Source organism: Sphingobacterium cellulitidis (assembly GCF_043187465.1).
GTDB lineage: Bacteria > Bacteroidota > Bacteroidia > Sphingobacteriales > Sphingobacteriaceae > Sphingobacterium > Sphingobacterium cellulitidis.
On record NZ_CP171136.1, the window covers coordinates 1,957,518 to 1,980,193 of the forward strand.

General features: G+C 37.4%; 19 protein-coding genes. 17 read left to right on the plus strand and 2 right to left on the minus strand.

The features are described from left to right. The 6 genes from ACF3OC_RS08635 (at position 1) to trxB (ending at position 6,431) form a co-directional block, all read left to right on the plus strand. Entirely contained in the window at positions 1-1,992 is a 1,992-nt protein-coding gene (locus ACF3OC_RS08635) for a TonB-dependent siderophore receptor (protein WP_256962595.1), read from the plus strand. 1 nt (position 1,993) lies between these two features. Further along, positions 1,994-2,371, plus strand: coding sequence for a hypothetical protein (locus ACF3OC_RS08640; RefSeq protein WP_094282005.1), 378 nt, complete (start codon positions 1,994-1,996; stop codon positions 2,369-2,371). Between the two features lie 65 nt (positions 2,372-2,436). Continuing rightward, positions 2,437-3,303: an MbnP family protein gene (locus ACF3OC_RS08645; RefSeq protein WP_094282006.1), complete on the plus strand. Its 867-nt coding sequence runs from the start codon at positions 2,437-2,439 to the stop codon at positions 3,301-3,303. Positions 3,304-3,368: 65 nt separating this feature from the next. Further along, on the plus strand, positions 3,369-4,394 hold the full coding sequence (locus tag ACF3OC_RS08650; protein WP_094282007.1) for a cytochrome-c peroxidase: 1,026 nt from the start codon (positions 3,369-3,371) through the stop codon (positions 4,392-4,394). A 104-nt stretch (positions 4,395-4,498) separates the two neighbouring features. After that, entirely contained in the window at positions 4,499-5,443 is a 945-nt protein-coding gene (locus tag ACF3OC_RS08655) for a 3'-5' exonuclease (protein WP_094258079.1), read from the plus strand. Between the two features lie 16 nt (positions 5,444-5,459). Continuing rightward, positions 5,460-6,431, plus strand: coding sequence for a thioredoxin-disulfide reductase (trxB, locus tag ACF3OC_RS08660; protein WP_094258078.1), 972 nt, complete (start codon positions 5,460-5,462; stop codon positions 6,429-6,431). A gap of 57 nt (positions 6,432-6,488) precedes the next feature. On the opposite strand, the gene ACF3OC_RS08665 is transcribed toward trxB, so the two are convergent. Continuing rightward, entirely contained in the window at positions 6,489-7,226 is a 738-nt protein-coding gene (locus ACF3OC_RS08665) for a DUF3575 domain-containing protein (protein WP_094282008.1), read from the minus strand. 78 nt (positions 7,227-7,304) lie between these two features. Beyond that, positions 7,305-8,093, minus strand: coding sequence for a Cof-type HAD-IIB family hydrolase (locus ACF3OC_RS08670; protein WP_094258076.1), 789 nt, complete (start codon positions 8,091-8,093; stop codon positions 7,305-7,307). A 50-nt stretch (positions 8,094-8,143) separates the two neighbouring features. Between ACF3OC_RS08670 and ACF3OC_RS08675 the strand changes: the two genes are divergently transcribed. The 11 genes from ACF3OC_RS08675 (at position 8,144) to ACF3OC_RS08725 (ending at position 22,634) form a co-directional block, all read left to right on the plus strand. Continuing rightward, complete coding sequence (locus tag ACF3OC_RS08675) at positions 8,144-9,331, plus strand: class I SAM-dependent methyltransferase (RefSeq protein WP_392471449.1); 1,188 nt, start codon at positions 8,144-8,146, stop codon at positions 9,329-9,331. A gap of 178 nt (positions 9,332-9,509) precedes the next feature. Then, on the plus strand, positions 9,510-11,903 hold the full coding sequence (pheT, locus tag ACF3OC_RS08680; protein WP_094282010.1) for a phenylalanine--tRNA ligase subunit beta: 2,394 nt from the start codon (positions 9,510-9,512) through the stop codon (positions 11,901-11,903). 28 nt (positions 11,904-11,931) lie between these two features. After that, the gene (locus ACF3OC_RS08685; protein ID WP_094258073.1) at positions 11,932-12,240 is read left to right on the plus strand and encodes a hypothetical protein; all 309 of its coding nucleotides are present in this window, start codon (positions 11,932-11,934) and stop codon (positions 12,238-12,240) included. Positions 12,241-12,289: 49 nt separating this feature from the next. Continuing rightward, entirely contained in the window at positions 12,290-12,580 is a 291-nt protein-coding gene (locus ACF3OC_RS08690) for a cell division protein ZapA (protein WP_094258072.1), read from the plus strand. Positions 12,581-12,847: 267 nt separating this feature from the next. After that, positions 12,848-14,407 (plus strand): ribonuclease Y, encoded by a 1,560-nt coding sequence (rny, locus tag ACF3OC_RS08695; protein ID WP_094258071.1) that lies wholly within the window; start codon positions 12,848-12,850, stop codon positions 14,405-14,407. 137 nt (positions 14,408-14,544) lie between these two features. Continuing rightward, positions 14,545-15,234, plus strand: coding sequence for a response regulator transcription factor (locus ACF3OC_RS08700; RefSeq protein ID WP_094282011.1), 690 nt, complete (start codon positions 14,545-14,547; stop codon positions 15,232-15,234). Further along, positions 15,231-16,565: a HAMP domain-containing sensor histidine kinase gene (locus tag ACF3OC_RS08705; protein ID WP_218823995.1), complete on the plus strand. Its 1,335-nt coding sequence runs from the start codon at positions 15,231-15,233 to the stop codon at positions 16,563-16,565. The genes ACF3OC_RS08700 and ACF3OC_RS08705 overlap by 4 nt, the downstream gene beginning before the upstream one ends. Positions 16,566-16,632: 67 nt before the next feature. Further along, on the plus strand, positions 16,633-17,889 hold the full coding sequence (locus ACF3OC_RS08710) for a TolC family protein (RefSeq protein ID WP_144043746.1): 1,257 nt from the start codon (positions 16,633-16,635) through the stop codon (positions 17,887-17,889). Continuing rightward, positions 17,886-18,992 (plus strand): efflux RND transporter periplasmic adaptor subunit, encoded by a 1,107-nt coding sequence (locus ACF3OC_RS08715; RefSeq protein ID WP_392471452.1) that lies wholly within the window; start codon positions 17,886-17,888, stop codon positions 18,990-18,992. Before ACF3OC_RS08710 ends, ACF3OC_RS08715 begins: the two co-directional genes overlap by 4 nt. Before the next feature lie 2 nt (positions 18,993-18,994). Then, positions 18,995-22,099, plus strand: a complete 3,105-nt coding sequence (locus ACF3OC_RS08720; protein WP_392471454.1) for an efflux RND transporter permease subunit — start codon at positions 18,995-18,997, stop codon at positions 22,097-22,099. A 10-nt stretch (positions 22,100-22,109) separates the two neighbouring features. Beyond that, positions 22,110-22,634, plus strand: coding sequence for a hypothetical protein (locus ACF3OC_RS08725; RefSeq protein WP_094258066.1), 525 nt, complete (start codon positions 22,110-22,112; stop codon positions 22,632-22,634). Positions 22,635-22,676: the final 42 nt, after the last annotated feature.

Here is a 22,676-nt window from a genome sequence, read left to right on the forward strand (position 1 = left end):
ATGCATAAAATCACAATCGTTTTTTTGATGTTGATGGCAAGTGTAGAAATACATGCGCAGGATACTTTGAAAAACAAGAAAGATACCATTCAAAATATAGAAGAAGTAAAAGTTACGGGCTTACGAAAGCGTAAGATAGAAACGGACATGAAAATGGCGGTTTCAGTGGATGAGTTTTTAGCTTCTTCTGATAAAATTAGTTTTATCAAGCGTGGGGCCTATGCTTGGGAGCCTATGTTAAACAATATGAGTTCCGAGCGTTCTACGATCACCATTGATGGGATGCATATTTTCGGGGCTTGTACGGATAAGATGGACCCTATCACTTCCTATGTGGAGAGCAACAACCTATCAACGATAGATATAAAATCAGGGCAGCAGGGTAGTATGCATGGTGCTACTGTTTCCGGGAGTATCGATTTGAAACGGAAAAGTTCAGCTTTTGATAGCATTGCTCAATACAAAGGGTCTTATCAAACCGGCTTTGAGTTTAATAATAAGCAGTTTTTCAATTTGGGAAATCTGTCTTATAGTAGTGAAAAGTTTGTTGCAGACGCAAGTGTTTCTTATCGGAAAGCTGGTAATTACTTTGATGGAAACAATGATGAGGTCAAACATTCGCAATATCGCAAGTTCAATAGTTCGTTGGGATTGGCGTATAAGACGAGTACCTTATCTTCCATCCGTGTAGATGCGATTTTCGATCAGGCCAATGATGTTGGTTATCCAGCACTGCCGATGGATTTGTGGTTATCCAGAGCCTTGATTACTTCAGCAGCATATAAACAATTATTTGAGGAGGGGATCATCAAAGTTTGGGATACGAAGGTATACTTTAATGCCATAGAGCATTATATGGATGACACCAAAAGACCAGAAAATTTGGTGCATATGGATATGCCAGGATGGAGCAACACCTACGGTTTGGTGTCAAGTGTTAATTTACAAAAAGGTAGCTATAGTTCAGATATACAGCTAAATGCTTATCAGAATTTATCCATTGCTGAGATGACGATGTATCCGCAGGATCGAAGTAAGAAAACCATGTTTGCTTATAGTTGGCCTTGGGTAACCAGTCGCTTTGCTAGTGTAGCGATGAATAATTCTTATGATTTTTCAGAGCATAGCAGGTTGAACTTTGGGGGATCTCTGGGTTGGAATTACAATCATTCGAAATATGTGGAGTTTAACTGGATTTTCCATCCTGGAACGCCACAGGAGAAAAATAGATTACTTCCAGGATTACATGCTAGCTATGACCTTCAGGTTGATAATTTCAATTTCACCGTTGGAACAGGTTATGGTCAGCGAGCGCCGTCCGTTTCAGAAGGTTATGGCTATTATATCTACAATAGTTTTGATCGCTATGATTATATCGGGAATCCTGATTTAAAGAACGAGATATCCTATGAAGCCAATGCTAGTGCAGGTTATAAAACCGAAAGGATGGGAATTGATGCGAAGGTCAACTATTTCTATATACAGAATTATATAGTTGGGCGGATACTAAGTTTAGGAAGTCCGATGAACTACCAGTCAGTAGGGGTTAAAGGCTATACTTCCTTAGATCATGCACAGATTTTTAATCTCAGTCTGAACGCCCATTATGATATTTTGGAGCATTTGCATTGGAAAGCCAATGTAACCTACGCGAGGGCAAAGGATGCGAGAGGAGGGAATTTACCATTTATCCGTCCTTTGAGTTATCAGACCTCCTTGCACTATATGTTTCATGATTTTAGTGTTCAAACCTCATTGAATGGGGATTTTGCACAAAATAATTACAGTCCTGAATATGGAGAAGATCTAACTGCAGCCTATAAGGTTTGGAATGTTTCGGCAGATTATAGTTTGAATCTAGGAAAATATAAAGCTGTTGTTCAGGTGGGCGCTGAGAATATATTTAATGAATATTACAGTACCTATGCAGATTGGGGAAATATTCCAAGAATGGGAAGAAATGTATTCAGTTCCTTAAAACTTAGCTTTTAAAATGATGGTTCGGGTTTTTAGTGTTTTCTTAATAGTCTTATCCTTATTTCTGGGATTCCAGCAGGCTATTATCGTGATGCATTTCAAACTCAATCAGGAACGGATAGAACAGGCATACTGTGTCAATAAAAATAGGCCAGGGATGGAATGTCATGGTCTATGTCATTTAAGAAAACAATTAGATTCACAAGAGCAATCAGATGCTGCCAACATTAAGAATTACCCCAGGGTAGAGTTATTTGTTGTTTCGGTTTTTGAGTATAAATTAGATGAAACCATACTAGAATCGGATGAAGAAAGAATTCTTTATCAAGAAGAGAATTATAATGAGCCGATGCGAGAGATTTTTATTCCACCACCTATTATTGTTTTAGTATAAGTTTAACTAAATAATAATAAAATAATAAAAATCAAGTATTTAAAAAATTAAAAGAGATTATTCTAATGAAAAATTCAATAAAAATTATCGTTGCTTTATTTGCTGTTTCTACCATTGTATCCTGTTCAAAAGACAATGTAAATCCTGTTGCCAATAATATTACTTTACATTTTGACAATACTTTCAAGGGCAAAGCGATTGTCTTAGGGGATGCCAATTCTACTACAGCTAGCAAGAATACATCTGCTTCCGGGCAGATACATCATTTTTCAGAAATCAAGTATGTTATCAGCAACATTCGTTTGGTAAAAGCAGAGGGAACAGAGATTCCATACCATATCAATGATTTAGATAAAGGAGCTACTGTAATCGATCAGGCTAAACCGCAGTCTTTAGATTATGTATTGACCAACATTCCAACTGGAGAGTATAAGCAGATTAAGTTTGGATTAGGGGTTAAAAAAGAGTTGAATACTTTAGATGAGACCAAATTTCCTAATTTTTATAAATCAGCAGGAGCAAATGATACGAAGATGATGTGGGAATGGGGCGCTGGATATCGTTTTACGAAGCTGGAAGGGTTTTATGGTTCTGACAATAAGCAGATGTCCATTCATACAGGAAGCACTGTTGAAGGTAAAGAAGGAGCTTACACTCAAGGGGTAGATGCATATCGTGAGATTTCATTGAACTTGAGCAGTACTGCTGTTGTAGGAAGTTCATCTCCAAAAATCAGCATTAATGCAGATTTCGATAAATTGTTGAGTGGTAAGACCAATACAATCACCTTGACTACAGGAACAGGTGGTAAGGATAATGCGACTCCAAATATCCATACAGCCGTTCAGATGGTAAAGTTTGTGGACAATTTAGGAGGAAATGCTGTTAGCGATTTGACAGGTATGTTTTCTGTCAGCAAAGTAGAGAATTAAATAAGCCTAAGCCATCCTTATTTCAATAGGGATGGCTTGTTTATTTGGTTTTTCATTAAGGTTATATGAAAAAGTTAGGATTTCTATTTTTTATCATTTTATTGATTGTTTCTTGCGGTCGGGAAGAAGAAATAGATGCTATTCCGTTTGATAATCCAGAGATAGCATTGGAAATACCGAAAGGATTTCCGCTGATGAATACGTCTGTTCAAGCTAATAGACCAACCCAATATGGAGTGGAATTAGGGGAGCGGCTGTTCAATGAAAAGAGGTTCAGTGGTAACAACACTATTTCCTGTGCGTCCTGTCATCAGCCGACGAAGGCTTTTGCAGATGGAAATCCTAAGGCTATTGGGATAAATAATCGCGTAGGGCTTAGGAATACACCTCCAATTCAGAATATGGCTTTTATGAATCATTATAATTGGGATGGTAATATTCTAGTTTTAGAGAAACAGCCTTTGGTTCCTATTATTACCCATGAGGAGATGAATTCGTCGATAATGGAGGTCATTGGGAAATTACAGCAAGATCCAGAGTATAAGGAATTATTTCGGAAAGCATTTGCAGATGAGGAGATCACAGCCGAGAGGATCTATCGAAGTATTGGGCAATATGAATACACATTAATAAGTGCTAACAGTAAGTATGATAGGGTTGTAGAACAAAAAAAGGAAACTTTTACTTTAACAGAAATGAGGGGTTATCTTTTATTTCAGGCGAAGTGTGAGAGTTGTCATTCTACAGCATTATTTACTGACCAAAGTTTTAGGAATATAGGTTTTCCATTGAATCCGAATCAGGAGGAAGCTGGTCGAGCGAGAGTGACGGGGCAGCATTCAGATTTGATGAAATTCAGGGTGCCGAGTTTAAGGAATATAGAATTTACTGCACCATATGGTAGTTTTGGGCAATTTAAGACTTTAAATGAGGTTTTAGATTATATGGATAGCGGGGTGATAGATTCGGATAACTTAGATCCGATTTTCAAGGAAAATGATAATAGGATACCAATGAGTGCTGGGGAGAAGGAAGATATCATCGTTTTTCTAAAAACGTTGAGTGATCATTCCTTTGTGGCTCAGAAATAACTGATTTTACATTTAAAACACTTTATGTTAGTTTTATTGGTCAATTGTGAGCGATAGATTTTGTATTTTTGTCATATTTGCAATTCTGAACTAATAGATTGATAATGGAGTTAAACTTAAAGCGCCCGTTGGCATTTTTTGATTTGGAAACTACGGGTGTCCAAGTATCGAATGATAGAATCGTAGAAGTATCGATTTTAAAAGTAAATCCGGGTGGAGTAGAAGAAACCCTTACGATGAAGGTGAACCCTGAGATTCCTATTCCTGCGGAATCTTCTATGTTTCATGGGATTTATGATGAGGATGTAAAAGGATTGCCGACTTTTCGTGATCGTGCTCAGGAGATTGCAGATTTTATTGGAGATTCAGATTTAGCGGGATATAATTCGAATAAATTTGATGTTCCCATGTTGATGGAGGAGTTTTTGCGTGCTGGCGTGAACTTTAGTTTAGAAGGACGTTCATTTGTTGATGTTCAAAATATTTTTCATCAGATGGAGCAAAGAACCTTGAAGGCGGCCTATAAGTTTTATTGCAATGAGAATTTGGATAATGCGCATACTGCAGAAGCGGATGTGCGTGCAACTTATGAGGTTTTAAAGGCTCAATTGGCCAAATATGAAGATGTTGAATATGAGGATAAGCATGGTGTAGTTTCGAAACCTGTTATCAATGATGTTGAGGCCTTACACAGCTTTACGAATTTGACTAAACCGGTTGATTTTGCAGGACGCCTAGTTTTTGATGAAGAAGGTGATCCAACGATCAATTTTGGAAAACATAAGGGGAAAAAAGTCGTTGATGTATTTGATATTGAGCCGAGTTATTATGCTTGGATGCAGAATGGTGATTTTCCATTATATACGAAGAAGGTTTTAGAAGGGATCTGGAACGAACATAAAAATAAGAAAAAAGAGGCTAGACAGAACAATCCGTCGACGCCGGAGAATGCTTCGAAGGATTTTAAGCGTCCGGATCGGAAGCCGGAGCCGAGTAAGCCCATTACGAATGATATGTTAAAGGGATTACAAGATAAATTTAAAAAATAAAGAACCATACAATAATATGATTAACAAAGAACAAGAGATTGAACGTGTTTCCTGTTTGATTATAGGATCAGGGCCTGCGGGCTATACAGCGGCTATTTATGCGGCGAGAGCAGATTTAAAACCGGTTGTTTATACAGGTATGGTCCCTGGGGGTCAATTGACTCAGACCACGGAGGTTGATAACTTTCCGGGTTATCCAAAAGGAATTACAGGTCCGGTCATGATGGAGGATTTACGTGCTCAGGCAGAGCGATTTGGAACGGATGTTCGTTTTGGATATGCGACCAAGGTAGACTTTTCGAATGATGGTGGTATTCACAAAGTTGAGATTGATGGAATAAAGACCATTGAAGCAGAGACTGTGATTATTGCTACAGGTGCGACAGCAAAATGGTTAGGTTTAGAATCTGAGGAGAAATACAACGGTTTCGGCGTATCAGCATGTGCTGTTTGTGATGGATTTTTCTATAAGGGTCAGGATGTTGCGATTGTTGGTGCTGGAGATACAGCAGCGGAGGAAGCAACCTACTTGGCTAAATTATGTAGAAAAGTTTACATGTTGGTTCGTAGGGATGAGTTCCGTGCATCGAAGGCTATGGTACACCGTGTGAATAATACGGCAAATATCGAGGTTTTATATAATACCGAGGCGGTTGAGATTCTAGGTGATGGACAGGTTGTAAATGCTGTCCGTGTCATCAATAATCAAACGAATGTAACTCAAGATATTGATGTAACTGGATTTTTCGTAGCGATTGGTCATAAGCCGAACACGGAATTATTCCAAGGTATTTTAGACATGGATGAAACAGGATATCTAATTACCAAAGCCGATAGTACTGCGACGAATATTCCAGGTGTATTTGCATGTGGTGATGTTCAAGATCATGTATTCCGTCAAGCAATTACTGCTGCAGGTACGGGCTGTATGTCAGCATTAGAAGCAGAACGATATTTAATGGCTAAGGAAGATGTAGTTCTTTCTTAATCATAGATCAAAAAAAGCAGGCATAGATTTCAAAATTCTATGCCTGCTTTTTTTGTATTAGAACCTATATCCTATTGAGAGGCCGGCTCTGATTCCAGGCCATGGGCCTTTAGCCTTTACATTTGCTCCCTCAGAATCAACGTTAGATTCAATTTTGATGATATCGTTTTGAAGATTTTCCAGTTCATTTCTTAATTCCTCCTGTTCTTGTGCTGATAGGTTCATTTTTCCTGAAATTGTCCCCGTAGCTTTACCGATATGAGGGCCTAAGATCCGGAAGTCCAGGAATACGGCATCTGATAATTTAAATTGAGAGCCAATGGCAAAGCCAAATCCCCATGTTTTGAGCCCTCCATTTAATGGAATATGTTCAATATTGCCTTGGTCTGATTCATATGGATAATTTGTAGTTAGGTTATATTTGGCATATTTGAAAAATGGGCCAATATAAAAACCTTGACCATTTGATCCTTTTCTGCTGGTGTAGAATCGAAATTCAGGGGAGAAGGTAAAGTGATCTAATTTAGTTTCATCGAGGAATGCTTCATCATCGATGAATTCAGTCAATAAATTTTTGAAAGGGATTGAAGATTTTGGGCGAAAGCCAACACTAGCATTTACACTCATTTTAGGGGCAACCATTCTTTCGTATTCGAAAGTAAAGGTTTTACCTACCAGAGGTAATAAATTGAATTTTACAGTGTTTTGTTGAGCCTTTGAATGAATTGGAATTAGTAATGCGGGTAGAAGGAAGGATGATAACAGCGTTCGTCCTAGTTTCGGATAAATTTTCATGTGGGTTAATAATTTGAGTTTGTATCTCAAATATATTTAGCTATATCGATAATTCCAATACCTAATTTAAGGTATTTTTCATAAAACTTCAAAATATTTCAACGCGTTCCAGATGCCATTATCATCAACATCATTTGTAACATAATCCGCAATCTGTTTTACTTCCGGATTTGCATTGCCCATTGCTATTCCTAAGTTCACGTGCTTGAGCATGGTAATATCATTTCCGCCATCACCAAAAGCCATTGTGTTTTCAATATTGATCCCGAAATGTTTACAGAAAATGTCAATCCCTACTTTTTTACTCAATCCTTTTGGGTTTACATCTGCAAATAGAGGAGTCCACCTTGAAGCCAGAGAATTTGGCATGACGGTTTCCATAAATTCTTTCTCTTCATCTGGGCCCAGGAAAATATTTGTTTGAAGGATGCTGCTGGTATCGACTGTATCCATATTTACAAGTTTTGGAACAGGCAGATTTAAGTGTGCATACATGCCAGCTATTTCAGGGGTTACATCGTGAATTGTAATTTCTTTTTCCGACATAAAAGAAAAGGATAGAGGTTTTTCCTTCGCATAATCCATTACCGATTGAATATCATTGCTATTAATGGTTTGCTTATGTAAGACCTCGAAGGTATTTGTCAGGCAATAGCCGCCATTAAAAGTGATATATCCATCAAAGTCCAAGAACTTAATATGATCGATACTATTGATGGATCTTCCGGTGGAGATTATGGTTTTTATACCATGGGTTTGTAGGAGTCTGATAGCTTCTACGGTAGACTCCGGAACCTGATGTGTTTTGAAACTTAATAAAGTTCCATCAATATCAAAGAAAACGGCTTTTATTGTAGGATTCGGCATACACAAATGTACATTAAAAGGACGTATCTTTGCTGGGAAATAAAAATATTATGACAGTATTCGAGAAGTTTTTGTTGGATTTGAATTTACTAACTGAGAATAAAAGCTTAATCAAGCTTTCCTTAGGAAATTACAAAGGGGCAGAAACCAGTCTGAAAAACATTTATATAAAACCTGTAGAAATCAAGCAAGAGTTGATGTTATCCTTTGTTTATCGTCATCAAACAAAAGACATCACGAAGAACTATTCCATTGAGGATGCCATCGGTGAAATAAAAGGATTAGTTGGGTTTAAGGGCTTTCGTCAGGTGAATGTTCAACTGATAGAAGAGAATTTGGTTTTTCAGATGAATAAAAAAGCGGAGTGGCGAGTTCAACAGGAAAAGGTAGCCGAAAGAGAAGGTCAATCTTATTCCCATGATCATCAGAAGGCACGGAAATTAACGAGTTCCTCCAAACCCTATTTACATCAATTGAATTTAACTGATTCAGAGGGTAAAGTATATAAAAATGCTCAGGATAAATGGAAGCAAATCAACCATTATATAGAATTATTGAGTAGCTCCTTGGTTAATTTGCCGAGGGAGAAAAGGTTGAAGGTTGTTGACATGGGAGCAGGTAAAGGCTATTTAACGTTTGGTTTGTATGATTACTTAAAGAATAATTTACAAAGGGATGTGGAAGTGGTAGGAGTTGAATTCCGGAAAGACCTGGTTGACTTTTGTAATCAGGTTGCAAAAGATTCTGGATTTAAAGGCTTGAGTTTTGTAGAAGGGACAATTGAAGATTACAGATCGGAAGAGCCGATTGATGTTTTGATTGCCTTACATGCATGTGATACTGCGACGGATGATGCTATATTTAAGGGAATTCAGAATGAATCATCATTGATAGTGGTTGCACCATGTTGTCATAAGCAAGTTCGTCGGGAATTGGAGGCTGTGAAGGCTAAGAATGATTTGGACTTTATGATCAAATATGGGATATTTTTGGAGCGACATGCTGAAATGTTGACTGATAGTATTCGGTCTTTGATCATGGAATATTATGGCTATGAGATGCGAGTGATGCAGTTTATCTCCGATCAACATACCCCAAAAAATGTAATGTTGGTAGGTTTAAAGAAATCGACAGACAGTAAAAAACAAGCGGAGATTTTAAATAAGATTCAAGAATTGAAGCAATACTTTGGTATTGGATATCAGCATTTGGAACGTCTTTGTGGACTTGAAAAATAATAAATTAAGGTCCAGTAAATAAAGTAATAAATTAGACGGATTTCAGGGTTAATAAATAAATTTTTGAGGTTGGGATTAAATTAAACGGATTGGAATATTGTAAATCCTGATAATAGTCCAAAAAACCTGTGCATTTAGGTCACAAAGTTCTATCTTTGTGTCTTGAAAAATTGTAGCGATGAGAATTTCTTATAATTGGTTAAAGAATTTTATTGATATAGATAAGACTCCAGAGGAACTTTCCTTAATTCTAACAGATATTGGTTTAGAGGTAGAATCCTTGGAAGTTGAGCAAAGTATTCCAGGAGGATTAAATGGATTAGTTGTAGGCGAGGTTATTACTTGTGAGCAACATCCTAATGCAGATAAGTTGAAGGTTACCACCGTTAATGTTGGAGGTCCAGAATTATTACATATCGTTTGTGGAGCACCCAATGTTCGGGTTGGCTTAAAAGTAATCGTTGCCCAAGTAGGTACGACTTGTCATCCAACGAATGGGGAGCCATTTAAAATCACAAAATCTAAGATCCGTGGTGAAGTATCCGAAGGGATGTTATGTGGTGAGGATGAGATCGGATTAGGTACTTCACATGCAGGAATTGTTGAATTAGACAGTGATGCTGCGGTTGGAAGTTTGGTGAAATCATATTACCAGATGGAAGATGATTACTGTTATGAAATTGGTTTAACACCAAATCGTGCGGATGCTGCATCTCATTTAGGGGTAGCTCGGGATTTGGCAGCCTATTTCAGGACATTCTTGAAGGCAGTTGATTTATCAGCTTATCAGGATCAAAGTGGTACAGGGACCTCAGTGGTAGTAGAATCATTGGAGGATGCGCCACGATATTCAGGAGTAAATATCAAGAATATAAAGGTTGGAGAGTCACCAGAATGGTTAAGAAATAAATTAAAGGCAATTGGTGTTCGTTCAATCAACAACATTGTTGATGTGACCAACTATATATTACATGATTTAGGTCAGCCATTACATGCTTTTGACCAGGACAAGATTGCTGGGAATAAAGTTATTGTCAGAAAAGCGAAGGAAGGCGAGAGTTTTAAGACATTGGATGGGGTTGAGCGTAAGTTATCTTCAGAAGATTTAGTGATTGCAGACGCTGAAAAGCCGATGTGTATTGCTGGGGTTTTTGGAGGAGAATATTCAGGAGTAACGGAGTCTAGTACTTCGATTTTCCTTGAATCTGCATATTTCAATCCGGTTTCAGTTCGTAAAACATCAAAGAGACATGCTTTAAAAACAGATTCTTCATTCCGTTTTGAGCGTGGTACGAATCCAGATATTACTGTTGAAGCGCTTAAAAAAGCGGCTATTTTAATTGCAGAGGTAGCAGGCGGGGAAGTTTCATCTTCTATTGTAGACTTATATCCAACAGCAATACAGCCATTTGAATTCCCGGTAAGTTATTTGAATATTCAACGTGTCATCGGGAAAGATATTCCAGCGACAACGATTCGTGAGATTATTGTTAGTTTGGGAATTGAAATCAAGAATGAAACGGAGGCGGGATTTGATGTCTTAGTGCCGCCATATAAGGTAGATGTAACGCGTGAAATCGATATTGTAGAAGAGGTTTTACGTATTTATGGATACAATAATATCGAGTTAAAGACACAAATCAAAGCATCGTTAAATACCTCAGAGAAGCCAGACAAAGAGGTTGTATTAAACCAAATTGCGGATTTATTGGTTGCAAATGGTTACAGAGAGATTCTAGCGAACTCATTGACAAAGGATGATTACTTGGAAAACAGTGAAACAGCTGTTAAGTTGTTGAATCCATTGAGTAGTGATCTAGATGTTATGCGTCAGAATCTATTGTTTTCTGCGTTAGTTGCAATTGGATATAACCAAAAACGCAAGAGTGCGGATTTGAAGGTTTTTGAATATGGAAGGTCTTACAACCTAGTAGATGGATCATATGTTGAGAAACAATTATTCTCAATTGCCATTGCGGGTAAGAAAGAACTAGAACAGTGGAATGCGAGTGATAAATCAGTTAGTTTTTATGATATAAAGGCTGCGGTAGATGATATTATCAAGCGTTTAAGGGTTGAGGGTATCCGAGTTGAAGATTACGAAGGTACCTACTTTGACTACGGCTTGAGTTACAGAAAAGGGGAGAAGGTTTTAGTATCATTTGGAGCTGTATTAAAGGCGAATTTGAAGAAGGCTGATGTTGATGGTCCTGTATTTTTTGCACAGTTTGATTGGGATTTATTGATTAAAGTGATCAAGAAAAATAAGATTACCTATAAGGAAGTATCTAAATTCCCATCAGTACGCCGTGATTTAGCCTTGTTATTGGATGATTCAGTAACATTTGAACAGTTGCGATTAATTGCCACAAAAACAGAGCGTAAGTTGTTGAAGGAGGTTCAGATATTTGATGTTTACAAGGGCGAAAAATTAGCGTCTGGTAAGAAGTCCTATGCATTGAGTTTTGTGCTTCAGGATGAAGAAAAAACACTTACAGACAAACAAATTGATGCGATTATTCAAAAATTAATTATTAACTTTGAGAAAGAAGTAGGTGCATCCGTGCGCTAAAATCATTATACATTAATTGCGAAATACTATGGCGTCATTATCTTCCCAAATGAATATTATCGTTGAGAAAACGAAAAATCTTATTCAATTGTGTGAAGCCTTGCAAGAGGAGAATGACTTGTTAAAGCTAGAAGTTCAATCATTGCAAGTTGCATTTGAGACGAGTTCGGATAAGGTTAAACAACTGGAAGACAAGGTGAAAGCATTGGCAGTTGCGAAGACATTAGACAATTCGGAGATTGATAAAGATGCTATAAATGAAAAAGTACTTGACACAAAACGAAAAATTAACGATTTTGTGCGAGAAATAGACAGATGTATAAGTCTGTTGAAGTAAGGGATAGGGAAAGAGGAATAGACTTATTACGTTATTAAGCTCAAAGAAAATGGGAGAGATTTCCATAAAAATAAATATAGCAGATCGAGTATATCCATTACGTGTAGAGACGGAGGAGGAAGAGGTAATTAGATATGCTGCGAAGCTAATAAACGAAAAGATTAAGGAATTGCAGGATAATTATGCAGTTCGTGATAAGCAGGATTTATTATCGATGTGTGTTTTACAATACGCGACGGGAATGATCAAGGCTGAGCGGAATACGAAGACCCAGGATTCGGGTATTGAAAATTCCATTCATGAGCTGGACAATATTTTGACGGATTTCTTCAAGAAATAAAACGTTTACGTTCTTAGAATTTAGAGCTTGTAACGACGAATTTGCCGCAATTAAATTCGGGTTGTCACTATTTTAAACTTAACGCTTCAATATCACGAGCAATATTAAAGATGTAGGCCATTTTGCGTAAGCCATCTAGGTCATGATCATACGCTCAAATCATGTGTAATCGAAGTTTAATAATACATGGTACCTGATTTATTTAATTGCGGTTTTTTTTTGGAAAAACGCTATTACATTAACATATTAAATTATAAATAATAACAAATGGAGTTATCAACTACTATATCAATAATAATTTCACTGGTTGTTGGTGTTTTTATTGGGCGATATCTTTTACAGATGTTGTTCAAGAAGCAGGAGCAATCGGCGAATGATAAGGCAGCCCAAATTGTAAAGGATGCCGAGCAGCAAGCGGAACATATCAAGAAGCAGCGTCAATTGGAAGCGAAAGAGAAGTTTTTACAATTGAAAGCAGAGCATGAAAAGGAAGTAAGCCAAAAGAATAATACTATATCTCAGAAAGAGAATACCATCCGTCAGAAGGAACAATCGATGAACCAGAAGTTGGAAAATCTAAACCGCGAGAAGCAGGAGTTAGATAGTAAGACTAAGAAATTGGATCAGATGATTGAGTTCAACGACAAGAAAAAGGATGAAGTTGAACAATTAAAAGGTCAGCATATCAAGCAATTAGAGAGTATTGCAGGATTGTCGGCTGATGAAGCTAAAGAACAATTAGTAAACTCATTACGTGAGGAAGCTCGTTCTCAGGCGATCATGCAAATCAAAGATATTGTTGATGAGGCGAAATTAACAGCTTCAAAAGAAGCGAAGAAAGTCGTTATTCAAACGATTCAACGTACGGCGACAGAATCGGCGATTGAAAATACAGTTTCCATTTTCAATATTGAGAATGATGAGATCAAAGGACGTATCATTGGTCGTGAAGGACGTAATATTAGAGCTTTAGAAGCGGCGACAGGGGTTGAAATCATTGTTGATGATACGCCGGAAGCGATTATTCTTTCGGGATTCGATCCAGTACGTCGTGAGATTGCGAGATTATCCTTACACCGATTGGTTACAGATGGTCGTATTCACCCAGCTCGTATTGAGGAAGTTGTTGCAAAAACACGCACTCAAATCGAGGATGAGATTGTAGAGATCGGTGAGCGTACGGTTATCGATTTAGGAATTCATGGTTTACATCCGGAATTGATTCGTATGGTAGGAAGAATGAGATATCGTTCGTCTTATGGTCAGAATTTGTTACAACACTCACGTGAGGTTGCGAATTTTGCGGCTACAATGGCTGCGGAATTAGGATTAAATGTTAAGCATGCTAAGCGCGCGGGGCTGTTGCACGATATCGGGAAAGTGCCCGATGACAATCCAGAATTGCCACACGCAATTTTAGGGATGCAGTTAGCTGAGAAATACAAGGAGCATCCAGATGTTTGTAATGCAATTGGAGCCCACCACGATGAAATTGAGATGACTTCCATGATTTCACCTATCGTCCAGGCATGTGATGCTATTTCAGGAGCACGCCCAGGCGCAAGACGTGAAGTGGTAGAAAGTTATATCAAGCGATTGAAAGAACTAGAAGATCTAGCTTTATCGTATCCTGGAGTAGAGAAAACTTTTGCTATTCAAGCAGGACGTGAATTACGTGTCGTTGTTGAAAGTGAAAAAGTATCAGATGCACAGGCAGAAATTTTAGCAGCAGATATTTCAAATCGTATTCAAACGGAAATGACTTATCCAGGTCAAATCAAAGTGACCGTAATTAGAGAAACGAGATCCGTTTCTTATGCTAAATAAAATAATGAATTCAATCATAGGAGGCTCATCGAAAGATGGGCCTTTTTTTGTTTCTGCAACATTAGAATTTGATTAGAATTGAACTTAAATACCTGTTTAATTTGGTTAAATAGCTAACTTTGATGTAATTAGCGTATATGCAAGTATTAGTTGTAGAAGATGATCAGCGAATAAGTTCTTTTCTAATAAAGGGATTAGAAGAAAATGGATTCTTAGTGACCTTATGTAAGAATGCTGAAGATGCCTTGCAGGAAGAAAATTTAAAGATTAACTGGGATGTGATTATTCTCGATATCATGTTACCGGGGATAGATGGAATACAATTGGTTCAGACCTTACGATATAAGCAGGTTTTTTCTCCGATTTTGATGTTGAGTGCATTGAATAGCATTCAAGATAAAGTGAGTTCCCTGGATTATGGTGCTGATGATTATTTAACCAAACCCTTTCATTTCGAGGAGTTATTGTCAAGGATCAATGCATTGAGTAGACGAAGACAATATCATCTGCGCGATCAGCCGAAAAATCCTGTTTTAACCTTTGCCAATCTACAAATTGACACCGATCAATATAAGATCTATGTGAATTCTGAATTAGTTGAGTTATCGCCGCGTGAATTTAAGCTTCTGATGTACCTAGTGGAGAATAAGAATAGAACAGTAAGTCGGATGCAGGTTTTAAATGCTGTTTGGGGCATTACTTTCAATAATCATAGCAATGTGGTGGATGTTTATATTTCTTATTTAAGAAATAAGATAGAAGGTTCGGATCAAAAGTTTATTTACACCATTAAGGGTGTTGGATATATGTTTAAAGCTGATTCATGAAATTAAAGCATCGGTTAGCGCTCTATTCATTGGTAATCTTTAGTGTGATCACGCTATTGATTTCTGTTGGAATTTATTTTTTGTATTACGTTCAGATGGAAAAGTCTGAACAGCAGAGTTTGGAAAGCAAGTCCTTATTATCGGCCATCTATTATCTTGAAAGAGATGAGCTCAGCAGTTTGGAGCATGAGAATATTCAAAAGCAATTACAGAAAACAATTTCAAGGAGGAATATTGCGGTTTTCGATAGTAAAAATGGGAAGATTGCGGGGGATATGGTGAGTATTTCAGATATACCTCAGAAATTTATTGAGACCGTCAGAAATGATAAGAATTCCTTTTTTACAACAGAATATTACTTTTATAATGGTATTTATTATGAGGATAATGAGGGTGATTTTGTAATTGTTACCCGGGAATCCAAGGATGATTTTAATAATCAAATGCAATCCCTGCTTCATATTTTGATTATTTCCTTTCTCATAGGATTATTGATTATTTATTTCTTCTCCCGGTTTTTAGGTTATATTGCTTATCAACCTATTATCAAGGTCATCAATCAGATAAAGGAAAGAGATAGTAAGAATTTTGACAAGCCTATATATCTGGATCGCTCATATTCCGAAATTCAAGATTTAGTAAATACTTACAATCATTTTGTGGATCGGATATCCCAGACCTTCCATGTTCAAAAGAATTTTATTGACTATGTGTCGCATGAATTGCGGACGCCTATTACCGCTTTACTAGGGACCTTGGAGGTGACGAATCAGAGAAAACGAAATGCTGCTGAATATGAGGAGGTCATTGTTCAGTTAAAGCAATACATCAATGATCTTGAACAAACCTTGGAGCAGATGATGTTACTGTCCGGTGCAAAGACGAGTTTTGAGTTTTCCAGGGTAAGAATTGACGAAATCATCTGGCAGGTCATAGAAAATGCGATCCTTTTTTATCATGCAGATATTGAAGTAGAAATCAAAGTGGAGCGCAATGATTTACTCTTTCAGGAGGGCAATGAGAAATTGCTGGAATTAGCGTTCAATAATATCATTGAAAATGCGATAAAATATTCTGACAATAAGAAGGTTACTGTTGTTATTCTAGAGCAGGACGGAAGATTGGTTCTACAGGTAAAAGATCAGGGAATTGGAATTTCTGAGGAGGATCTGAAAAAAGTAAAACAGAATTTCTTTCGAGGGGAAAATACCGGGAATTACTCAGGAAAGGGCATTGGGCTTTCTATGGCCAATATTATTTTTATGCTGCATAAAATTGATTTGGAGATAACGAGTACAGGGAATGGCACTCAGGTATCCTTAATTTTCTAATCGAATTCTAATCTAAATTAAAAATCACCTTAATCTGCGAACGCTAGGTTTGTACAAAATATTAAAGGTGAGGAAATTCTATCTATTCTTATTGTTTAATTGTGGGTTCTGTTTGGTGCAAGCACAGACCTATTCGGTAGCGGATTTGGAGAATCTGTTCCAAAAAAATAATCTACAACTTATTGCCAAGAAATATGAGGTTAACAAGGCAGAGGCTTTGCTAATACAGGAAAAACTATGGCCTAATCCAACGCTTACGGTTGATAATTTAAACTTATGGGCGAATAAGTCTTTCGAGACGATGCCAAACCTAATTGGCAATTATGGGAGTAAGCAGCAATTGAATATGGAGTTGGAGCAATTGATAGAAACTGCAGGTAAGCGGAAGAAACGAATTGCGATCAAGAAAGCTGAGCAAGAAGGCTCGCAATTGGAGTTTGAAGAGGTTTTAAGGCAATTGCGGCTGGATTTAAGGAATAATTTACACAGTATTCGAAGATTGCAACTGCAGGAGAAGGAGTTGAATACCGTACATCGTTTATTTAGCCAATTAAATGAACAATATAAAATTCAGGCTGGCAAGCAGCATATCTCTCAAGTAAGCTATTTCAGGGTGAATTCTGAGTTGATAGGGATTCAAAAGGAGCTTTTAGACCTTAAAACGGAGATGAATGATCGGATACAGGAATTGAGGGTATTAACCCAGATTCCTGAATTACGAGTAGAAAACATTGTTTTTGTTGAGTTTTCCATGGATAAATTCAAAACTCTACCCTCAAATTTGAAGGAGCAAGCCCTTAGTCAGAATATCTATTTACAGACTCTAAATAATGAAATCCAGGTTTCAGAAAGCCAGCTACGATTAGAAAAAGCTCATAGAACCCCCAATTTCAATCTCCTGATGAATTATGAAAGAGGTGGGAATGTGATGAATAATTTTATTGGGTTCGGGTTGAATATTGATTTGCCCATTTTTAATAGAAACAAAGGAAATATTCAGGCTGCGAAAATTCAATTAGAACAAAATCAAGTCAGCTATTCCATGGGGCAATTAACCTTAGGGAATGAGATTGATAAGATATTGAATAGGCTAGAAATCTATACCCGCAACCTAGAGCAGTGGCAGGAGAATCATGGTGAGGGGCAGGTTGAGGTACTTGAAAACTATATCAAATACCTACAGGAGCGTCAGGTTACATTAATAGAGTTTATAGATTTTGCACAGGCGCAGCGAGAAGTTCAGCAAGCATTTTTAGAGTTACAGGAAAAGTATTCAAATAGCATTGAAGAATTACAATATTTAGTAGGCAAGGATTTACAATGAAAATATTAAAAGCATTACCCTCAGTAATAATTACCCTTATTGTTTGTTGCACTGGCTGTGGAAACAGCCAGAAGCAACATTTTAGTGAGACCGATAGTGTTAAACAGTTTTGTATCAATCCACAATTGAAGAAATCGACAGAAATTGTTGGGGTTGAAGAAGGGCCAATCATTGAACAACTCACGTTGTCAGGAAAGATTGAGTACAATGAAAATGATCTGGTCACTTTTAGAAGTTTATTACTTGGTGTTGTTGAGAAGGTGGATTTTGAGTTAGGGGATCAAGTACGGAAGGGGCAAGTCCTTGCAACTATAAAATCGACGGAGATTCAAAGTTTATTCCAGCAAAAGAAAGCCCAGGAGAACCAGATAAATCTATTGTCCAAATTATTGGTTACAAAAAGAGATTTGTTAAAAGATGGAATGATTTCAGAGCCTGAATTACTTCAGGTTGAGCATGAATTGGAATCATCAAAAATCGAATTGAATAGAATCAACCAATCCTTGCAGCTTTATCATGCAGTTGGCGAAGGTACGTTTCAGATTTTAGCACCTAAAAACGGATATATCATTCAAAAGGATATCAGTCAGGGACAAATTATCACACAGGAGAGTGATCCTCTATTTTCGATTTCGAATCTAAAGGAAGTTTGGGTGATGTTGAATGTATATGCCAGCAATCTGAGATATATCAAGACTGGGGATCAGGTTAAGGTAAAGACCATCGCGTATCCGGATCAAATTTATACTGGAAAGATTGACAAGATCTACAATGTTTTTGATGCGAATGAGCATGTTATGAAAGCGCGAGTGGTGCTTGAGAACCAGAACTTGAACCTGATGCCTGGATTAAGTGCAGACATTATTATTGATAAGCAAAGGAAGGACGAAAAGGCTTTTGCTATTCCAAACAAGGCTTTGGTTTTTAGTAATAATGAGTATTACATGTTGTTGTATAAGGATGATTGCCATATAGAGCCTCAAAAGGTTGATATCATAGCAAGTAATGAAGAGTTCACTTATGTAAGGAATAAATTAGCAGGATCTAATCAGATTATAGCGAGTAACGCATTATTAATTTTTGAACAGCTAAAGGATTTGTAAGGATGAAGAAGTTTGTTCAGAATTTAGTGACGTTTTCCTTACGGAATACCACTTTCATATTATTTGCCACTCTTGTATTATTATTTGCGGGAGTCTATGCCTTGAAGCATACTGCCATTGAAGCATTTCCAGATGTTACGAATACGAGAGCCAGAATTATTACGCAGTGGCCAGGTAGAAGTGCTGAGGAAGTTGAAAAGCTAGTGACCTTGCCGATCTCTAAAGAGATGAACAGCATTCCGAGGAAGTCTAATATTCGTTCTATCTCATTATTTGGTTTGTCGGTAGTGACGGTTCAGTTTGAGGACGATGTAGAGGATTTCTATGCGCAACAATATGTTTCCAATAAATTAGCTTCAGTTGATTTGCCAGAAGGTACATCCATATCAGTGGAACCTCCTTCAGGGGCTACGGGTGAGATTTTTAGGTATATTTTAAAGAGTGATTTGCCCATCAAGGAAGTTTCAGCAATTCAGGATTGGGTAATCGAGCGGGAATTGCTTTCCGTTCCTGGGGTCGCGAATGTGATCAGCTTTGGCGGCGAGGAGAAGATTTATGAGATCAAGATCAATCCGACAGAATTAAAGAATTTTAACCTTTCACCCTCAGATGTCTTCGAAGCTGTTTCTAAGTCCAATATTAATGTTGGGGGAGATGTAATTCAGCAAGGGGATCAGGCCTATGTTGTTCGCGGAGTAGGTTTGTTGGATAAGATAGAAGATATCGGCAATATCACCATTAAGTTAAACGGTTCTACGCCGGTTTTGATCAAGAATGTAGCAGAGGTTGAAATTTCCAATAAACCGAGATTAGGTAAAGTTGGATTTAATGAGCAGGACGATGTTGTAGAGGGGATTGTGGTGATGTTGAGAGGGGAGAACCCATCGGAGGTTATTGAGCGGTTGAAAGATAAGATTGAGGAACTTAACACAAGAACTCTAGGTGATCAGATTAAGATTGAAACAGCTGTTGACCGGACCTTATTGGTCGATAGTACCGTAAAAACGGTTTCAAAGAATATTGTTGAGGGAGTACTGCTGGTATCATTAATTGTGTTTATTTTTCTGTATAATTGGAAATCCACATTTATTGTGGCCTCCGTTATTCCGCTTTCCTTTTTATTTGCCATTATCATGTTGAAGATTCAAGGCTTACCAGCGAATTTAATTTCAATGGGTTCCTTGGACTTTGGTTTACTACTGGAAGGTACCTTGGTTATTGTGGAAACTGTATTCGTGGCATTAGCAACCTTATCCCATAAAGTTGGTCCAGAGCGGTTTGCAAAGATGTCAAAAATGGGTGTTATTAAGAAGAGTGCGGGAAGTGTAGCATCCTATATATTCTTTGCTTTAATGATATTGATTGTTGCGTTGTTGCCTATATTTTCTTTTCAGAAAGTTGAGGGTAAGATGTTTACCTCACTTGCCTTTACATTAGGATATGCCCTGTTGGGATCTTTGATTCTAAGTCTTACCTATGTTCCAGCCATGTGTAAGTTGTTATTTACAAAGGGCATGGAGGAAAAGGAAAATTTCATTACGAAGTTTTTTCATAAGAGCATATATGGGTTATACAGCTATGCCTTGAAGTATAAGCGAGTGACTTTAGGCCTTTTTATTGGGTTATTAGCTTTGTGTTCAGTAAAGTTTATGAACTATGGTTCGGAATTCTTACCACAGTTGAACGAAGGAGCGATTTATATCCGAGCGACTTTGCCGAATAGCATTAACCTGGATGAATCCAGCCGTTTGACCAAGGAGATGAAGGAATTGATGGTTTCCACCTGTCCTGAAATCGATTTTATATTAACCCAAACGGGTCGTCCAAATGATGGTACCGATCCAACCGGATTTTTCAATATTGAATTCAACGTTCAGTTGACAGATGAAAGTGAATGGGATAGGGGATTGAGCAAAGCGGATATTATTGAAGAATTGAGGTCTAAGTTAAATCAATATCCAGGAATTAATTTTGGTTTTAGCCAACCTATCCAAGATAACGTTGAGGAGTATGTAGCTGGGGTTAAGAGTTCATTGGTGATAAAAATATTTGGGGATGATTTGTATCGATTAGAGGATTATGCGAATCAGGTATCTGCATCAATTGCTAAGGTTCGTGGGATCACGGATATTAATGTTTACAAGAATATTGGGTTACCAGAATTGCGGATTCAATTACATGATTCCAAAATGGCGAAATACGGTGTTTTTACAAAAGATGTTCAAGCAGTGATTGCCATGACAATTGGTGGTCAAGCTGCTACGAAATTTTATGAGAAAGACAGGCAGTTCGATGTGGTATTACGTTTCAACAAAGAATATAGGGATAGTCCAGAAAAGATTGGGAATATTCTTATCCCAAGTAGTACGGGCGAGAATATTCCATTAAAGGAGATTGCGAGTATAGGTTATGTGACTGGTCCTGCATTTATTTATCGTGAAGGAAACAGCCGTTATATCGGAATTGGATTCAGTATTTCAGGACGTGATTTGGGAAGTACGATTGAAGAGGCGAAGGAGGTTGTGGCGAAAGAAATTAAGCTTCCTAAGGAGAATTATATGGAATGGGCGGGTGAGTTTGAAAGTAAGGAAAGGGCTACGAAGCAGTTGATGACGGTGATTCCAATTTCCTTATTATTGATATTAGTTCTCTTGTATAGCAATTTTGGTAATATGAAAGATACTGCGATTGCTGCTATTACGATTCCATTTGCCTTTATTGGTGGTTTTCTATCCTTATGGATTACAGGGACAATCTTCGGAATATCTGCGGGTATTGGATTGATCATTCTTTTTGGAGTAAATACCATTAATGGAATTATTCTGATTGCAGTGATGAAGGATTACCTCAAAAAGAATTCCTTGAGAGAAGCTATTGATATGGGCGTTAAGAGCAGGATCAGGTCGATTGTAATGATTGCTTTGATGGGGTCGATGGGTTTATTGCCAGCAGCATTATCCAGTGGGATGGGGTCTGAGATTCAAAAGCCCCTCGCTATTATGATTGTGGGAGGTTTATTGATTTGTTTGATTTTATCCTTTGCGGTATTGCCTGTGGTCTTCTATTATGCCTATAGAAAGAGTGAAATGTTAGCTAAGAATAGTTAACTTTGCAGGCATGAAGAAAAAGGCGCCAGAAAGCAATAAAAAAGTAGAAAATACAAGACCTGTTGAGCGGTATTTTAATGAGTTAGACCAAACTTATGGTGAAGGTAATCTTATCGTTTATAGTATTTTTCTGTTTTTGGCTTTTTTCGCCATTATGGGCTTGATTTGGATGATTCCATTTCCTCAATTTGATTTTCTAGTAAAAATGAATGCTCATACCTTTTTAAATTGGGGGTCATTTTTCATTGCCATTGTGGTTTACAGTTATTTGAAGTTAGCTCCAACCTTATCCTATGCTGTGTTATTCTGCATAGGTATAATGAGTTATTTCATTGTACAATTGGAATATGTTGAGCGAGATGGTGGGCCGAGCGTGATTTTGGTTTGCAGTATTATTGCTGTTATCAGTTTGTTGGGATTATTCTTCAGCAGTTCAAAAGTAAAAAAAGGGAATGCCTCCTTTTTGAGTTTATTGACTATAGGTCCGATTTGGTTATGGTCAAAAGTATTTGATAAACTTAAATGGAAGTATTAAAATATTGAAAATGAAAAAGGATGGTTATTAGCCATCCTTTTT

Bases quoted from the DNA above. Each gene is read 5' to 3' on its own strand.
- ACF3OC_RS08635 (WP_256962595.1), top strand. From the start codon at position 1: ATGCATAAAATCACAATCGTTTTTTTGATGTTGATGGCAAGTGTAGAA.
- ACF3OC_RS08640 (WP_094282005.1), top strand. From the start codon at position 1,994: ATGATGGTTCGGGTTTTTAGTGTTTTCTTAATAGTCTTATCCTTATTT.
- ACF3OC_RS08645 (WP_094282006.1), top strand. From the start codon at position 2,437: ATGAAAAATTCAATAAAAATTATCGTTGCTTTATTTGCTGTTTCTACC.
- ACF3OC_RS08650 (WP_094282007.1), top strand. From the start codon at position 3,369: ATGAAAAAGTTAGGATTTCTATTTTTTATCATTTTATTGATTGTTTCT.
- ACF3OC_RS08655 (WP_094258079.1), top strand. From the start codon at position 4,499: ATGGAGTTAAACTTAAAGCGCCCGTTGGCATTTTTTGATTTGGAAACT.
- trxB (WP_094258078.1), top strand. From the start codon at position 5,460: ATGATTAACAAAGAACAAGAGATTGAACGTGTTTCCTGTTTGATTATA.
- ACF3OC_RS08665 (WP_094282008.1), bottom strand. From the start codon at position 7,226: ATGAAAATTTATCCGAAACTAGGACGAACGCTGTTATCATCCTTCCTT.
- ACF3OC_RS08670 (WP_094258076.1), bottom strand. From the start codon at position 8,093: ATGCCGAATCCTACAATAAAAGCCGTTTTCTTTGATATTGATGGAACT.
- ACF3OC_RS08675 (WP_392471449.1), top strand. From the start codon at position 8,144: ATGACAGTATTCGAGAAGTTTTTGTTGGATTTGAATTTACTAACTGAG.
- pheT (WP_094282010.1), top strand. From the start codon at position 9,510: ATGAGAATTTCTTATAATTGGTTAAAGAATTTTATTGATATAGATAAG.
- ACF3OC_RS08685 (WP_094258073.1), top strand. From the start codon at position 11,932: ATGGCGTCATTATCTTCCCAAATGAATATTATCGTTGAGAAAACGAAA.
- ACF3OC_RS08690 (WP_094258072.1), top strand. From the start codon at position 12,290: ATGGGAGAGATTTCCATAAAAATAAATATAGCAGATCGAGTATATCCA.
- rny (WP_094258071.1), top strand. From the start codon at position 12,848: ATGGAGTTATCAACTACTATATCAATAATAATTTCACTGGTTGTTGGT.
- ACF3OC_RS08700 (WP_094282011.1), top strand. From the start codon at position 14,545: ATGCAAGTATTAGTTGTAGAAGATGATCAGCGAATAAGTTCTTTTCTA.
- ACF3OC_RS08705 (WP_218823995.1), top strand. From the start codon at position 15,231: ATGAAATTAAAGCATCGGTTAGCGCTCTATTCATTGGTAATCTTTAGT.
- ACF3OC_RS08715 (WP_392471452.1), top strand. From the start codon at position 17,886: ATGAAAATATTAAAAGCATTACCCTCAGTAATAATTACCCTTATTGTT.
- ACF3OC_RS08720 (WP_392471454.1), top strand. From the start codon at position 18,995: ATGAAGAAGTTTGTTCAGAATTTAGTGACGTTTTCCTTACGGAATACC.
- ACF3OC_RS08725 (WP_094258066.1), top strand. From the start codon at position 22,110: ATGAAGAAAAAGGCGCCAGAAAGCAATAAAAAAGTAGAAAATACAAGA.